This window comes from Paenibacillus typhae (assembly GCF_900099765.1).
GTDB lineage: Bacteria > Bacillota > Bacilli > Paenibacillales > Paenibacillaceae > Paenibacillus_AQ > Paenibacillus_AQ typhae.
This window is the reverse complement of record NZ_FNDX01000004.1, coordinates 84713-98633: the sequence shown is the minus strand read 5'-3', so window position 1 is coordinate 98633 and position 13921 is coordinate 84713. Positions and strand designations below refer to the sequence as shown.

The 13921-nt window shown below is 53.8% G+C and carries 15 protein-coding genes; 11 read left to right on the top strand and 4 right to left on the bottom strand.

Annotated elements, in window-relative coordinates:
* Nucleotides 1-6: 6 nt before the first annotated feature.
* The 5 genes from BLR64_RS05160 (at nt 7) to BLR64_RS05140 (ending at nt 5880) form a co-directional block, all read left to right on the top strand.
* The gene (locus BLR64_RS05160) at nt 7-1275 is read left to right on the top strand and encodes an ABC transporter substrate-binding protein (RefSeq protein ID WP_090712848.1); all 1269 of its coding nucleotides are present in this window, start codon (nt 7-9) and stop codon (nt 1273-1275) included.
* Between the two features lie 122 nt (nt 1276-1397).
* Complete coding sequence (locus BLR64_RS05155) at nt 1398-2273, top strand: carbohydrate ABC transporter permease (protein WP_090712846.1); 876 nt, start codon at nt 1398-1400, stop codon at nt 2271-2273.
* A 13-nt stretch (nt 2274-2286) separates the two neighbouring features.
* Entirely contained in the window at nt 2287-3132 is an 846-nt protein-coding gene (locus BLR64_RS05150) for a carbohydrate ABC transporter permease (RefSeq protein WP_090712844.1), read from the top strand.
* A gap of 104 nt (nt 3133-3236) precedes the next feature.
* Complete coding sequence (locus BLR64_RS05145) at nt 3237-4346, top strand: glycoside hydrolase family 172 protein (RefSeq protein WP_090712842.1); 1110 nt, start codon at nt 3237-3239, stop codon at nt 4344-4346.
* Between the two features lie 226 nt (nt 4347-4572).
* Nucleotides 4573-5880, top strand: coding sequence for an ABC transporter substrate-binding protein (locus BLR64_RS05140; protein ID WP_244157620.1), 1308 nt, complete (start codon nt 4573-4575; stop codon nt 5878-5880).
* 227 nt (nt 5881-6107) lie between these two features.
* Here the strand turns inward: BLR64_RS05140 and BLR64_RS05135 are convergent, their stop codons facing one another.
* Entirely contained in the window at nt 6108-6326 is a 219-nt protein-coding gene (locus tag BLR64_RS05135; protein WP_090712840.1) for a hypothetical protein, read from the bottom strand.
* A 141-nt stretch (nt 6327-6467) separates the two neighbouring features.
* On the opposite strand from BLR64_RS05135, the gene BLR64_RS05130 reads away from it, so the two are divergent.
* From BLR64_RS05130 to BLR64_RS05115, 4 genes are all read left to right on the top strand, one after another.
* On the top strand, nt 6468-6812 hold the full coding sequence (locus BLR64_RS05130) for a DUF3139 domain-containing protein (protein ID WP_244157619.1): 345 nt from the start codon (nt 6468-6470) through the stop codon (nt 6810-6812).
* Between the two features lie 83 nt (nt 6813-6895).
* Complete coding sequence (locus BLR64_RS05125) at nt 6896-7408, top strand: GNAT family N-acetyltransferase (RefSeq protein ID WP_090712836.1); 513 nt, start codon at nt 6896-6898, stop codon at nt 7406-7408.
* A gap of 117 nt (nt 7409-7525) precedes the next feature.
* A complete protein-coding gene (locus BLR64_RS05120; protein ID WP_090712834.1) occupies nt 7526-8638 on the top strand; it encodes a DNA alkylation repair protein in 1113 nt (370 codons plus the stop codon).
* Between the two features lie 40 nt (nt 8639-8678).
* A complete protein-coding gene (locus BLR64_RS05115; protein ID WP_090712832.1) occupies nt 8679-9314 on the top strand; it encodes a hypothetical protein in 636 nt (211 codons plus the stop codon).
* A 110-nt stretch (nt 9315-9424) separates the two neighbouring features.
* Here the strand turns inward: BLR64_RS05115 and BLR64_RS05110 are convergent, their stop codons facing one another.
* The 3 genes from BLR64_RS05110 to BLR64_RS05100 all read right to left on the bottom strand — a co-directional run bounded on the left by BLR64_RS05110 (nt 9425) and on the right by BLR64_RS05100 (nt 12349).
* Nucleotides 9425-10327 carry a manganese catalase family protein gene (locus BLR64_RS05110; RefSeq protein ID WP_090712830.1) on the bottom strand — a complete coding sequence of 301 codons (903 nt, stop codon included), beginning with the start codon at nt 10325-10327 and terminating at the stop codon, nt 9425-9427.
* A gap of 76 nt (nt 10328-10403) precedes the next feature.
* Nucleotides 10404-11753: a metallophosphoesterase gene (locus BLR64_RS05105; protein ID WP_090712828.1), complete on the bottom strand. Its 1350-nt coding sequence runs from the start codon at nt 11751-11753 to the stop codon at nt 10404-10406.
* A 53-nt stretch (nt 11754-11806) separates the two neighbouring features.
* Complete coding sequence (locus BLR64_RS05100; RefSeq protein ID WP_090712826.1) at nt 11807-12349, bottom strand: hypothetical protein; 543 nt, start codon at nt 12347-12349, stop codon at nt 11807-11809.
* Nucleotides 12350-12517: 168 nt separating this feature from the next.
* Between BLR64_RS05100 and BLR64_RS05095 the strand changes: the two genes are divergently transcribed.
* Complete coding sequence (locus tag BLR64_RS05095; protein WP_090712824.1) at nt 12518-13105, top strand: TetR/AcrR family transcriptional regulator; 588 nt, start codon at nt 12518-12520, stop codon at nt 13103-13105.
* A 143-nt stretch (nt 13106-13248) separates the two neighbouring features.
* Nucleotides 13249-13917 carry a ribonuclease H gene (rnhA, locus tag BLR64_RS05090; RefSeq protein WP_090712822.1) on the top strand — a complete coding sequence of 223 codons (669 nt, stop codon included), beginning with the start codon at nt 13249-13251 and terminating at the stop codon, nt 13915-13917.
* Nucleotides 13918-13921 lie beyond the last annotated feature (4 nt).

Sequence of the window (13921 nt, the reverse complement as noted above, 5' to 3'; positions counted from 1 at the left end):
TATGGTATGAAAAAATGGTCGTCCTTCTTTATGGCAGGCTCGTTATCGCTGGCGGTGCTGGCCGCAGGGTGCTCGGGCGGCGGCACCAACGCCGGGAGTGCCGCGAATCCTACAGACGCAGCGGGGTCCGGCGGCAAGGATGAGATTACGCTATATACCATTCAGTCGACGAACCCCAATTTCCAGGCCTGGCTGGACGAAGCGCAGGAGAAAAGCGGGGTCAAAATCAACTGGGTCGCTGCGCCGACCGATTCGGACACCCGCCAGCAGAAGGTTTCCACGATCCTTTCTTCCGGCGACAGCTCCGTGGACATTCTGGAGGTCAACGATGAAATGGCCACATCCTTCAAGAACGCCGGCTGGTTGGAGCCGCTGCAGGACACGGTGCTGACAGAGGATATTATGGAGCAGCTGCCGCAAGGCTATATGAAGGATATGCTCACCTCCGCCAAAGGGGATGTGCTCGGCGTGCCAAGCTATACGGGCTATCTCGCGCTGTGGGTCGACCAGAAGAAGCTGGATGCAGCCGGAATGAACTCGATTGAGAACAAAGAGGATTTTATAAATTTCCTGAAGGCTACGACCAAGGACGGGCAGTACGGCTACGGCGGCTCCTGGGAAAAGACATACGTCTTCAATGAAATCGCAACCTTCGTCAATCTGTTCGGAGGCGATTACTACGACTGGACCAACGGGAACAGCCGCGAGGCGGTCAAGTTTATGTACGACATGGCCAATACGTGGAAGGTAACGCCGGTTGACCAGATTGCTGATAAATACGAGCAGATGAACCAGAAATTTATCGACGGCAAATACGCCTCGGTGTTCATGTGGGGAACGGGAACGGACTATAAGCAGGCGAACCGCTACGGTCCGGACCAGATCCATATGGTCAATATGCCGGAATTTGCGAACCGCAGCATCTTTACCGACTCCTGGAGCTATGTTCTGAATTCGGCCTCCAAGAACAAAGAGGCGGCGATCAGGTTCCTTAAATACGCGGCCAGCGAGGACGGTGAGCTGAACGGCTGGAAGAACTTCGACCGTTATCCGGCCAGAGCCGATGTTGCGGCCAATGAAGCGGTGACCGGCGACATCAAGGAGATTTATACCGAGATTCAGGCTACCAACGAGGTGCGCGGCCGTCCGATGCTGCCGCAGACGATGGAGTTCATCTCCGAAATGGGCACGCTGTTCCAGAATTATATCCAGGACAAAATTACTTTGGATGAATTCTGCGTGAAAGCGCAGGAGGCGGTTGAGCGCTACCAGTAAATCATCCATGATCCACATCCAGCCGTAAAGGTTTCGCCGAAACGGGGGATCAGGCGGACGGTGCTCCTAAGCCCCGTCCCTTGTCCGCCGGCGGCTATGCCGCAGGAAAGGAGTGTTCTCGCATGTACGCCAGCCGAAAATATTTGGCGATAGCCTGGATTCTTGTGCTGCCGGCGCTGATCATCCGGGTATTCACAACCATTTATCCCATTATCGAAACGTTCCGCATTAGTTTGTATGAGGTCAAGCTGCTGCAGGGCATCCGCGAGTTTGTCGGTTTCGATAATTTTATTCAATTGTTTCAGGATTCCAAAGTCATTACATCCATGGGATTCACCGTCATTTTTGTCGTCGGCTCCATGATAGGACATATCGTGCTTGGCATTGCGCTGGCGCTGATTCTGAATATGAAGTTCGCAGGGCAAAAAATACTCCGGACCATTGTGCTGCTTCCCTGGGCCATGCCGATGGTTGTCATTGCCATGGCATCCAAGTGGGCGTTCAACAACGATTACGGTCTCATTAACGACTTTGTCCGGTGGTTTAACCCTGATTTTAATCTCGATTGGCTGATCCACACCAATACGGCGCGTTTTGCCGTCATCGCCGTCGATCTGTGGAAAGACCTTCCGTTCTTCGCGATTCTGGTGCTGGCGGGGCTGCAGTTCATTTCTGCGGAAATGTATGAAGCGGCCAAGATTGACGGCGCCGGTCCGATCCGGTCGTTCATTAGCATTACGCTGCCGATGCTGTCTCGCAATATTTTGGTGCTGAGCATATTCTTCACGATGTGGCGGATCACCTCCTTTGATATCGTATATGCGATGACAAGCGGGGGACCCGGGGAAAGCACCGCGCTGATCGCCTACCGGGTAACGACCGAGGCGTTTACCAATCTCAATACCGGCTACGCCGCTTCGATCGCGGTCGTGCTGTTTCTGGTTATGGCTCTGCTCAGCTGGCTCAGCATGTCCGCGGCCAAACGCGTAGATTACTAAGGAGCGATGTACGATGACGAACCAAAATCCGAGACCGCTGACGCTGACCCTGTTCATGTGGGGACTGGCCCTGATCGTCGCTTTCCTGATCCTGTTTCCGCTCTGGTGGATTTTTATTTCCTCCATCACGCCGTCCGGCGAGCTGTTTTCCACACCGATCAAATACTGGCCGGACCATCCGACGCTTGCGAGCTACCGATATCTGATCGAAAACGTCGGGCTGCTTCCCAAAATATGGGACACCGCAATTATAGTCGGGCTGTCCATCCTGATCGGGATGGTCGTGTCCGTCATGGCCGCCTTCAGCTTCGCACGGTTCCGTACCCGGGGCCTTGCGCTCGCCATAGGCTTCCTGCTGGCTTCAATGCTTATTCCAGATGTAGTCACAGCCCGGCCGCTGTACGATTTTCTGCGCAGTGTGCATCTGTACGATACGTATACGGGACTCATTATTCTGTATATCAGCGGCATTCTTCCGTTTACGATTCTGATCCTGCAAAACTATCTGAACGATGTTCCGGTTTCCATCGAGGAGTCGGCGGCCATCGACGGCTGCGGTTTTTTTCAGTCGCTGATCTACGTGACCGTTCCGCTGCTCAGACCGGCGCTTGCGACCGTCTGTATCGTTAACTTTATTACCTGTCTCAACAACTTCTTTACGCCGCTGTTCTACTCTAACGGTATCTCTGTGCTGTCCACGGCCATAACGCAGCTGCCTCTAAGGGATAATATGTACGCCGTGCCGTGGGATCTGGTCAGCGCCATGGGCTGGATCATTATTTTGCCGATTATCCTCTTCGTGGCCATCTTCCAGAGACAGATCATGGAGGGAATTATGGCCGGCGGAGTGAAGGGCTGATTTCAGGTATGAGGCTCTGTGCAAGGGGATATAAGCAATTGCGGATGGTGATCCGAGACAGGGTATTGTTGAAAAAAGCTGATTATGAGAGGAGCATATCTATCATGGTTGAACATCCGTTTTTGGGAGGGCTGTCTGCACTTCCCCTCATCAAATCCGGCCGGAGCCGGGCCGTTAACGCAGAGAACCCGAAAGGGGAAAAAGGCAAAGGCGGCATGGCGGCCAGCCACCTTGGACCGTCCCGCAAAGGCTCGCCCTGTATCCGGGACGTGGCGCCGGGCGCAACCGCCGTGCTGGCCGATATCGACGGTCCAGGGATCATCGAGCATATCTGGATCACCGTCACCGACCAAACCGAAGCGGGCACTTTTGTATTAAGGGACCTTGTACTGCGCATGTACTGGGATGAGGAGACCGAGCCTTCCGTCGAAAGCCCGCTCGGGGATTTCTTCTGCAACGGCTTCGGGAGAGGCTGCACCGTCAATTCCCAGGCGATCGTCGTGAATCCGACACGCGGCTTTAACTGCTACTTCCCGATGCCGTTCCGGCGCAAAGCGAGAATCGAAATCGAGAATCAGCATGAAGCGGCGATTCCGGCACTATTTTATCAGATCGATTACTGCCTGCACGATGAGCTGCCTGAACAGACAGCCTATTTCCACGCCCGGTGGAAACGGCAGCGGATCACGGACAAGGCGGAGGATTACGTCATTCTGGACAACGTGAAGGGCCGCGGACAGTATGTAGGAACCTATATGGCGCTGACCACGCTGGAACGGTACTGGTGGGGAGAGGGCGAGATCAAGATGTACATCGACGGGGACGACGAATATCCGACGATCTGCGGTACGGGGACGGAGGATTATTTCGGGGGCGCCTGGAGCTTTGCGACGCAAAGGGACGGAAAGACGGTAGAGAACACCTACTGCACGACTTACATGGGGTATCCGTATTACTCCAGCCATGACGAGGACGTCCACAACCTGTACCATAACGACGACGCCCCGCCAATGCGCGGGTTCTACCGGTGGCATATTCTGGACCCGATCCGGTTTCATGAGGACCTTAAAGTGACCATTCAGCAGATCGGAGTCTATAAAAAAGGCTTGTTCGAACGTCAGGACGATGTGGCCTCGGTCGCGTACTGGTATCAGACGGAGCCGCATCAGCCGTACGGGCCGTTGGCGCAGAAGGAAGAGCGCTGGCCGAGATAAAGGGGAGTCGGCATGCTTATGCCGGCGGGGCAACGTGCCGGCTTATGTCCAGGGAGACATGAGCGTCGCTGCCCCCTTTTTTTGTTGTCTGCCCTGCGGATGAACGCTGCCCATGCAGGCAGCCCTGTTTGTGGATGGAAATTTATTCCTCGTTTCTACCCGGAGGGGATGGCGTTTATACTGGACATACATAATGCCATCTTGCTGACGAAGGGATAGCGATGCGATGATGCCCAAGCGGTTCATACTGACCATTATAGCGCTCCTACTCATTGGAGCGGCCGCTGCAGCGTGCGGCGGGAAGAACGGAGTTGTGGAAGAGTACGAAACGGGGAGAACCGTAACCGGCGATTCCGCGCGGACTCTCAAGATTTTTAATTTCAAAGTCGAAATGGCGGAGCAGCTGAGCGCGCTCACGCGGCGGTATCAGGAGGAGACGGGCGTGCGGATCGAGCTTGATACCTGCGGCGGGGGCTGCGATTACAGCGCGGAGCTGAAGACGAGGTTTAATTCCGGGGACAAGCCCGATCTGTTCTTCGTAGCCGGCTATACCGACCTGGACCTGTGGCAGGAGTATCTGGAGGATCTGACCGGCGAGCCGTGGGCGGACGATATGCAGGAGCTGGCCAAACCCGCCATTACGAAGGACGGACGGGTCTACGGGATGCCCTTGGCCATGGAAGGCTGGGGTTTTATTTACAACAAGGAGCTGTTCCGCAAGGCGGGGATCGAATCCAAGCCGGTGACGCTGAGCGGACTGCGGGCTGCGGCTCAGCGGCTGGAGGCGGCCGGTATCCGGCCGTTCGAGAACGGCTACGCGGAGTGGTGGGTGCTTGGGAATCATTTGCTGAACACCGCTTTTGCCCTGCAGCCCGCTCCGGCGGATTACATTGAACGGTTCAGCAGCGGCAGCGCCAAGTTCACCGGCAACACTGCGTTTGAGGCCTGGCTCGATCTGATCGACCTTACCCTGGAGTATGGCCAGGAGACGCCGCTGCAGACGGACTATTATACCCAGATAGCGCACTTTGCGGATGGGCAGGCGGCGATGATGCAGCAGGGAAGCTGGACGCAGCTGCAGCTGGACAAGCTTGCTCCGGATTTGGACATCGGCTTCCTGCCGATGCCGGTGAACGATAATGCGGAGGAGATGGACAATCTCCAGATCGGCGTCGCGAATTACTGGGTTGTGCTTAAGAATTCGCGAATGAAGGAGGAGGCCAAGGCGTTCTTGCGCTGGCTGGCGAGCTCGGACGCCGGCCGGACATTTATCGTGGACGAGGCCAGGCTGATTCCTGCACTTAAGAGCATTCCGGCTGCGGATGGCAGATTAGGGCCGCTTGCGGAGGATATCATCGCTTATATGGACGCCGGGAGGACGCTTCCCTGGCTGTGGCAGCGTTATCCCGGATATGAGGCGACTACCTCGCAGATGAGCGTGCAGATGCAGGCTTATATCGGGGAACAGATCGGGCGGGAGAGGCTGCTGGAGGAATTTCAGCGAATTTGGGATACGGCAGGGAGCAATAAATAACGGCTGATCAGTGCACCATGCTTTCTTCGACAGCCCAATGTCCGAAGGGCGGGGTGCTGTGCACAAACAACCCAAAAAAGCGGATGCATGCTTAGCGTGCGTCCGCTTTTTTTTTGCCGATTGGAGGATTGGATATTCTTCATCTGATCCATCAGCGCCAGAATTATATCTGCCTGTGGAAAAAGAAGGGGATTCAGCCCGGGGAGAGAAATAGTGTATCTGATGTCCTATGCCCGGTTATGCTGAAATTTGGTTATTCCCCGGTCATAATGCGACACTGTGCCGTCAAAGCGTTTGACCCGCACATAATCCTCGGAGAATTTTTCAATGATGCCGTAGCCGACCTGGGAATACATCCCGTCAGGGTCAAGCTGCAGTGCGGACACAAAGGTCTGTGACATGGCGGCAACAAAAAAATCAATGTTTTTGACAAGCGGCTTTGGCATCGTCCCGGCCCTCCGTATCCTTTTTGTTCCTAAAGCTTTTCAACTATTTTACGACAGCAAACGCGTTTTGAAAACAGGTTTAATTTGCAAAACTGATGAAAACAGGTCATTAGCAGAAGGAGGCGTTTGGGGCTGAGTCCGGTGAGGCGAAGAGTTGTTTATGTATTGCGTGTTCTGATTGTGCTGCTGCTTCTGACTCCGGTGGTGTATGTGCAGGTTAATAAAATTCTCTACGCCAAGCGGGTCTCCGCCTATTTAAAGGAAACAAAGGGCTACACTAAGCAGGAAATCGCCTCGGTAAAAGGGATCTGGAGCATCAAGGCGCCGCCTTTTTTGGTAGAGGTTGAGTTTAGGGATGAGCCGGGGGTGGAGTATATTTATTTTGCCCATGCCGGTGTGCTGCAGTTTAGTTACAGCATTACTCCCGAGGGGCGGGAGAACGGATTCAGGGAAGCCCGATTGAAGCACGTGGACCCTGTCCAGTGATGCCGGTGTGCTGGCTGGATCAGAACGTCCGGGCGAAGAAGCCTAGATGAGATGAAAGAAGGGCTTAATAAGGAGGAATATAAATGCTGATTAGAACTGAGAAGGCTGAGGATTACGGGCAGGTGTTCCGGCTGAATGAGCTGGCGTTCGGAAACCGTGAGGATGAGGCGAAGCTGGTGGAACGGATCAGGGCTTCAGTAGAGTTCATCCCGGAGCTGTCTATTGTAGCTGAAGAAAAAGGCAAGGTGGTCGGACATATTCTGCTGAGCGGAGCCAAGGTGCTGGGAGAAAAGCATGAGCATCCGGTGATTGTGCTGGCTCCTATTGCGGTGCATCCGGATTATCAGAAGCAGGGAATCGGTGGGCTGCTGATTGAGGAGGGGAAAAGACGAGCGGCAACAATGGGATTTGGCGCTGTTTTGCTGATTGGATATCCGTCGTACTATCCACGATTCGGTTTTGTGCCTGCTGGTGTGCACGGGCTGGAGCTGCTGCAGTTCCCTGTGCCTGCGGAGGTATTTCAGATTTGCGAGCTGAGGGAAGGAGCGCTTGAGCAGCTTCAGGGGGAATTGAAGTATCCTGCAGCATTTTTTTGATCTAACCGGTTAGGCATTGTATAAGCTTCTACAAATCAAACCTGACACCAAGCTGTCCAGTATGCCATGCTATGCTATCATAACTAGGATTTCAACAACTATTGGAGGGTACAAGACATGGCGGAGCCGTTAAAGGCAATGTACAATGAAGGATTTCTGCGGAGCTTCGGCAGGATACTGCATGGAGCTTATGACGCATTTGATATAGAAGGCTTTGTGGCTGAGGCGATGAGGGAGCCGTGGGAGGAGCTGGAGCTGAAAGCGCGGATGCGGCGGATTACGGAGACACTGGGGGCTTTTTTGCCTGAAAGCTATGAACAAGCTTTGGCGGTCCTCTACGCGGTAGACCATGAATGTGTTGGCTTTCCATACCTGATCTTCCCCGATTTCGTTGAGGTATACGGGCAGGCTGAGGAGCATTGGGCGCTGTCGGTGGCTGCGCTGGAACGGTTTACACAGGGGTCGAGCGCCGAGTTCGCCGTCAGGCCTTTTCTGCTGCGCGACCCGCAGCGGATGATGGAGCAGATGCTCATCTGGTCGCGGCACGGCAACGAGCATGTGCGCCGGCTTGCCAGCGAAGGCTGCCGTCCGCGTCTGCCGTGGGGGCAGGCGCTGCCGGTGTTCAAACGCGATCCTTCCCCCGTGCTGCCGGTGCTGGAGCAACTGAAGGATGATCCGTCGCTGTACGTGCGCAAGAGTGTGGCTAACAATCTGAATGATATCGCCAAGGATCATCCCGATGTCGTGATTGGGATTGCCCGCCGCTGGATGGGCTCAAGCACCCGCACCGACTGGATCGTGCGGCATGGCTGCCGCTCGCTGATCCGCAAAGCAAACCCGGATATTATGGCGATCTTTGGCTATGCAGAGGAAGAAGATCATACGCCGCTAGTGGCAGCCGCCGCCTTGTCCGTCGATCCGGCCGTTCTGCGGATCGGCGAGAACTGTGTACTGAGTTATGAATTAAGAGTGCGGGAGGGAGAACCGGTGCGGATCCGGGTGGAATACGGGATTGATTTTGTGAAGGCCGGCGGCAAAACCTCCCGCAAGCTGTTCCTGCTCTCGGACAAAACGGTCCCGGGAGGAGCAAGGCTGTCATCCGTCCGGACCCACCGCTGGGCAGACCTGACCACCCGCCGCCACTATCCGGGCGGGCACCGGATTGTGCTGCTGGTGAACGGCAGGGAGGTTGCCTCCACGGAGCTTATTCTTGAAGCTGCGGGCAAATAAAGGTGATAACTGGTAACTCGTTACAGAAGGAGGGGAAATCATGCGCCTGCTGCTACCAGTCACTTTCTTGCTGCTACTTCTGTTCCTGACAGGCTGCGCAGAAAATAATAGTCCAAGTGCGGGACAAGCGGCAGCAAACGTTATAAGTAACGTCTCCGCCGCACCCGGCTCATCCAACTTGCCAAATGCAACCACCGGATCAGACGCACCAGACTCATCCATTGCACCCCATACACCCGTTACCGGACAGATGCCGGTAACTATGCCGCCGGATTTTGCATTCTCCGTACGCTTCGGGATTACGGGTAAAAATGAGATTAACACCTTTAACGGTACGGTGACCAAGGATCTGGTGGTTAAGGGAACGGCGCAGGCAGAGCTGGTTTTGACAGACAGTGAGCTGGCGGATATTTATGCCCGTTTACGTACAATCAACATTTACAGGGAGCTGAATCTGGAGCCTGATACGAGGAATTGCGTGCAGACCCCTTTTGATGAGGAACACTGGCAGATCAGGCTGGACGGGGAAGAGCGGTCGTTTTATTGGGATGAAGAAAACTGCGAAATAACTGCAGATGCGAAGCTGATGAAGGAGCTGCGGAGCTATATTTTTGAGCTGGTCAAAAGCAGGCCGGCTTACCTGGAGCTTCCGGAAGCCGTCGGCGGCTACGATTAAACCGGATGAAAATGGCAAACACGACCAAATAGGGCGACCTGCTCAGGCAGGCGCCCTATTACTGTTCATTAATCATTTATATCAAGCACAAGCCTGCCGGTTTTTAAAAGCTAGTCCGTGATATTGCCGGCCATTTTGAGCCGTTTGGCAATCTCTTTGAATTCCTCTGCCGAGATGCCCGGCGCGAATTCTTCCTTGAGCTCAGGCGATTCAGGAATAGGAACGCCCTCAGGAGCTCCCTCAATCACCTCAAGCGGAAGACCGTCTTCTGGGTGAGTCCCCTTCCAGATCTGACCGATCGAGCTGAAGTCCTTGTCACTCCAGGTGTACAGCTTGGTGTGCACGCCTTTTTCCTCATATTTTTTGGCTTCAGTGAACAGTTTATTGCTTAGAGACGGTACCGGTACCAGCTTGGTCACGTTTACGCCTGTGGCAATCTCCAGCGCCTTTGCATAAGCCACGACATGGACGCCGCCGCGTACAAGCAGGAAGCCTACAACTGCGCGGGCAGCCGGATGATCGGTCATTTCATAGACCTTCATCTTATGCGTTCTGGCCCCGCATTCAAGGAAGAAGTTATGCAGCAGATCCTCCACCAGATTGCCGCTGTTGAATACATTGGCCCCGGTCCATGGATTGCCCATCGAGTCGAACGGCATGGCGCCTTGGGCTCCGGCCAGGAAAGGGTAGGACAATCGGGCATCCTTTACGGATTCAAGGGGGCTTGAGTCCGGTTTTTTATATTCGGTTGAGCCTCTGAGACATTTATTGACGGCATGGGAGACCAGCTCCACATGCCCAAGCTCTTCAGCGGTGATACTCATCACCAGGTCATAGAACGGCTTCAGCTTGTCCTTGGAACGGAAGTTAAAAGACTGGTAGAGATAGTTGTTGAGCGTGGACATCTCCCCGAACTTGCCGCCTAACAGCTCTTGTACGGCAGCAGCCGCATTCGGGTCGGGTTTCTCGACATCGGGAATCTCAATCATGATTTCATCCATACGTTTGAACATGGATTGTTGTCCTCCTTGGGTTATGCAGGATTAGAGTGCTCGCCCTACATTAAACGCAATCCGTCTGATTCAAACGTTACCACTGAGGAAACTTTGTAACAAAATGGTTATTATCCTTCCGCTCCAGCTCCGACATGCGAAGCACGTAGCTCTTAAGGCCGCTGTTCGGTGCCGCCCGCCACAGCCGGAAACCTTCCGACGAAGTAACAGCAGCAATATCCTTGGCAGCCGTTCCTGCAAAATAGATTTCATTCAGCCGCCCAGCAACGTCTGCCATACTCTCCAGCTGTTCCTGCGTATAACCGTCATAGCTGCTGTCACTAATCAGCCTGGCATAGCTTCTGTCCGCTGACAGCTTCCGGAATGCCTCTTCGCTGTAGGCATTGAAGTTCAGCAGGTTAGGGTCCGTGCTGCCTGCCGATTTGGCCCAGAGCTCTACGTTTAGCTTCGCGGTATTGTAGTTAATCGTTCGTGCTGCAGATGAATAATCCAGAATCCCGTACTGGTGCGGGTAGACGGACAAGGCGCTATTGGCAACGTCATAGATGCCGGCTTCACTTTTACGGATATCCTGGAAATGAATATGTCCGCTGAAGACCGTTGTAATCCCGCTGCGGAGCAGGGCAGCGGCAGCCTGCTTGTTGTTGTTAAGCGTGAAGCCCTCCCGGAGGGAATCACTGTGATCAAGCAGGCTGTGGTGCATAACAGCCACAATCTGCGCGCCTTTACCGGCAGCCAGTTCACTGCAGCGGTCGATCCAGCGCAGAGTAGAGTCGGTAAGCTGGCCGTCAAGCTGCGGATGCCCCAGCTTTTTATTTCTGCTGTATTGGCTGGTATCCAGCATCAGAAGCCAGAGATCCTCTGAAGGGGCTGCGAGGTAGCTGAGAGAGTCATTGTCCCTCAGCAGAGCTTCCCCATAGCCGAATTCGCTGTAAATGCTGCGGAAATTTTTTGGAGTGACGGAATCCGCCGGGATCTGCCTTTCCCCCTCAAAACGTCTTGCCCAAGGATTCATCACATCATGATTGCCCGGAATGACATAAATCCGCGTTCCGGTTCGCTGTTCGATGTCCCGCAAATGCCCGGCAAGATCCTGATGGCTGGCTTTTTCCCCGTTATTGGTCAGGTCTCCGCTAATTATGACTGCCGCCGGGCGCCGGATTCCTATATCTAAGTCAAGGGCATCCAGCATTTCATCACTGTAGTTCAGCTGCTTGCCGTCTCCGGCAGCCAGAAAGCGGCGGAAAGCAGGCCCGTTATCGGTCAGCCTGGGGGAAAGATAATGAATATCTGTAGTAGTAAGGAGTCTGAGGTTCTGGCCGGACTGAATCCGGAGCACCTGCTGCTCAGTCTTCTGCCCGCTGCATGAGGATAGTAGAAGAAGCAGGGAGAATAGAAGGATTATGTTAAACTGCCTGACAGACATTTGATGCACCTCATTTCATATAGAACGGTTAACCGGAATGTAGGCCGCGCTTCTTATTTTATTTTGGTTGATCCGCTCACCATCCCCTGGTCACCCAGTTTGAACGTAGACAGGTACTGCTTGTTCGCAAAATAGATATTCCCTCTGACAGTAGCGCTGATTATAGTGAACCCGTCAGCCTCGACATAGACATCTCCAATATAAATACCGCCTTCGAGCCGGGTATTCTCACTTCTGACCGTTAGCCTGGGAGCAGTCAAGGTGAAGGAATTGGTGATGCTCTGGTCCTCGTCCTGAGTGTAGAGGGCGATTTTGCGGGCAGGCCCGCCGTTATGGACGAATTGTCCGTCAACAACAAGCTCATCGGTAAAGGTAAGATCACGCAGCGCCGCCGCTATCCAGGTACCGTCCTTGCTGAGTGTATGTCTGAAGGCCGCCTCGTTATCAACAATGGAAGCCGTTGTGACAGCATCTGCAGTCCCGGTTCCGTTTGTACTGCCAGCCGTGTTGTCCACCGCATTGCTGCTGCCTGAATCCGAACACCCCATTAGCAGGGTTAAAGCGAGTACAGCTGTTACAAAAGTAATCTTGTTCATCTGACTAAGCCTCCTGATTGTGTAATGAAGAGTAAGTTGGCGGCGGATAGCTTTAAAATTAATATAGAACGGTTGGTGCGGAATTAAAGTGATTAAACTCACTCTACTCCACAATATTTACCGATCGTTCTATAAATGATAAGATAAGTCTAGAAAGGAGCATGATACATGGCCAGAAGTAAAGAATTTGACGTGGACAACGTTCTTGGCAAAGCGATGACGATTTTTTGGCAGCAGGGCTATGAGAAGACCTCTATGCAGGATCTTGTAACGGGCATGGGCATACATAAGCGCAGCATGTACGATACATTTGGAGACAAGCATACCTTATATATGAAAGTAATGGAGCGCTACACGGATACGGTTTCCGGTAAAATGGAGAGCAGAGTAGAAGGGCTGCCTTCCGCCAAGGAAGCCATCCGGCTGCTATTCGAAGCTGTTGCGTTCAAGAAAGGTCCCGAGCCAAAAGGATGCCTGCTTGTGAATACCGCGGTGGAGCTTGCTAATCATGACCCTGAGGCGGCAGCCAAGGTAACGGAAGCCTTTCGTAACACCGAGCATCTGCTTGAGCGCCTGCTGCGCCAGGGTCAGGAAAGCGGTGAGCTTGCGCTCAGCTTTGACCCTGCTGACATGGCCGCCTATCTGCATAATGCACTCGTGGGCCTGCGGGTGCTGGTCAAGACGGACCCGCAGGCCGGCCGGGTGCGGACCATTATTGACCTTACCCTCAAACCGCTGGATTCATCACCGGTATAGTATGGGCGTGCCGGGTGCCGATTATCCGGTTAACCGCTATTTCCTGAAGGTAGCAGCTGTTCCCGGTACGGGCTTCTATCCGGGCAGCGTTTGGATTACAATATTCTTCTGATGAATTTTAGGTTGCAGGAGGAGCAGCGAACATGGCAAAACAGAAATTTTATGTGGTCTGGGAGGGTAAGCAGCCGGGTGTTTACACGACCTGGGCAGAATGTCAGGCCCAGACCGATCATTACACCGGAGCCAAATACAAGTCCTATGAGTCGAAGGCTGCTGCTGATGCGGCTTTCAAAGCAGGCTGGAAAGGCAATTGGGGAAGCGGAGCTTCGGGTTCCGGTACGGCGAAAAGCAAATCGTCAGGCTCTTGGAGCCGCAGCACAGCTTCAAGTACGCCGGAATCCATGGAAATTGATTATGACAGCATCTCTGTAGATGTCGGCACAAGGGGCAACCCGGGACCGGTGGAATACAAGGGTGTGGATACCCAGACCGGGGATATTATCTTCTCCTGCGGTCCGATCCGGAAAGGGACGAACAACCTGGGTGAATTTCTGGCCATTGTGCATGCGCTGGCCCTACTGAAGAAAGAGGGCAGCAGCAAGACGGTTTATAGTGACTCCGTCAATGCGATGAAATGGGTCAAGCAGAAGAAGGTAGCGACCACCCTGGCGCGCGATGCTTCTACAGAGGAGATCTGGACGCTGATTGACAGGGCTGAGCACTGGCTGCGGACGAACACCTATAATAACAAAGTACTGAAGTGGCAGACAAAGGAATGGGGAGAGATCAAAGCGGATTACGGCCGGAAATAGGGTA

Excerpts from the sequence above, each read along its gene's own strand:
- BLR64_RS05160 (WP_090712848.1), top strand. The coding sequence starts at position 7 with ATGAAAAAATGGTCGTCCTTCTTTATGGCAGGCTCGTTATCGCTGGCG.
- BLR64_RS05120 (WP_090712834.1), top strand. The coding sequence starts at position 7,526 with ATGGCGGAGCCGTTAAAGGCAATGTACAATGAAGGATTTCTGCGGAGC.
- BLR64_RS05155 (WP_090712846.1), top strand. The coding sequence starts at position 1,398 with ATGTACGCCAGCCGAAAATATTTGGCGATAGCCTGGATTCTTGTGCTG.
- BLR64_RS05100 (WP_090712826.1), bottom strand. The coding sequence starts at position 12,349 with ATGAACAAGATTACTTTTGTAACAGCTGTACTCGCTTTAACCCTGCTA.
- BLR64_RS05095 (WP_090712824.1), top strand. The coding sequence starts at position 12,518 with ATGGCCAGAAGTAAAGAATTTGACGTGGACAACGTTCTTGGCAAAGCG.
- BLR64_RS05110 (WP_090712830.1), bottom strand. The coding sequence starts at position 10,327 with ATGTTCAAACGTATGGATGAAATCATGATTGAGATTCCCGATGTCGAG.
- BLR64_RS05125 (WP_090712836.1), top strand. The coding sequence starts at position 6,896 with ATGCTGATTAGAACTGAGAAGGCTGAGGATTACGGGCAGGTGTTCCGG.
- rnhA (WP_090712822.1), top strand. The coding sequence starts at position 13,249 with ATGGCAAAACAGAAATTTTATGTGGTCTGGGAGGGTAAGCAGCCGGGT.
- BLR64_RS05145 (WP_090712842.1), top strand. The coding sequence starts at position 3,237 with ATGGTTGAACATCCGTTTTTGGGAGGGCTGTCTGCACTTCCCCTCATC.
- BLR64_RS05115 (WP_090712832.1), top strand. The coding sequence starts at position 8,679 with ATGCGCCTGCTGCTACCAGTCACTTTCTTGCTGCTACTTCTGTTCCTG.
- BLR64_RS05135 (WP_090712840.1), bottom strand. The coding sequence starts at position 6,326 with ATGCCAAAGCCGCTTGTCAAAAACATTGATTTTTTTGTTGCCGCCATG.
- BLR64_RS05140 (WP_244157620.1), top strand. The coding sequence starts at position 4,573 with ATGATGCCCAAGCGGTTCATACTGACCATTATAGCGCTCCTACTCATT.
- BLR64_RS05150 (WP_090712844.1), top strand. The coding sequence starts at position 2,287 with ATGACGAACCAAAATCCGAGACCGCTGACGCTGACCCTGTTCATGTGG.
- BLR64_RS05105 (WP_090712828.1), bottom strand. The coding sequence starts at position 11,753 with ATGTCTGTCAGGCAGTTTAACATAATCCTTCTATTCTCCCTGCTTCTT.